We start from the raw sequence: 529 nt of genomic DNA on the forward strand, positions 1-529 counted from the left end.
AACCCGAAATATTGATCGTGCCGTGTCCCTACCAGGTTGCGGGTAACACCATCGCCAGTCGTTACGGTATGGATTTGACCACAGATGCGTGCCACAATCGACAATTGATCCTGGAATCTGTTGCAACAGTAGGGACACGGCATGTGAAACATTGGTTGTCAAACCCGAAATATTGATCGTGCCGTGTCCCTACCAGGTTGCGGGTAACACCATCGCCAGTCGTTACGGTATGGATTTGACCAACAATGCGTGCCACAATCGACCATTGATCCAATAACCTGTGGCAAAAGTAGGGACACGGCATGTGAAACATTGGTTGTCAAACCCGAAATATTGATCGTGCCGTGTCCCTACCAGGTTGCGGGTAACACCATCGCCAGTCGTTACGGTATGGATTTGACCACAGATGCGTGCCACAATCGACAATTGATCCTGGAATCTGTTGCAACAGTAGGGACAAGGCATGTGAAACATTGGTTGTCAAACCCGAAATATTGATCGTGCCGTGTCCCTACCAGGTTGCGGGTAA

The 529-nt window shown here is 49.5% G+C and carries 1 protein-coding gene; it reads left to right on the top strand.

Annotated features, from left to right (window positions below):
* Window positions 1–339 precede the first annotated feature (339 nt).
* Window positions 340–498, top strand: coding sequence for a hypothetical protein (locus MiSe_RS49765; protein ID WP_226595028.1), 159 nt, complete (start codon window positions 340–342; stop codon window positions 496–498).
* Window positions 499–529: the final 31 nt, after the last annotated feature.

The organism is Microseira wollei NIES-4236 (assembly GCF_020521235.1).
Lineage (GTDB): Bacteria > Cyanobacteriota > Cyanobacteriia > Cyanobacteriales > Aerosakkonemataceae > Microseira > Microseira wollei.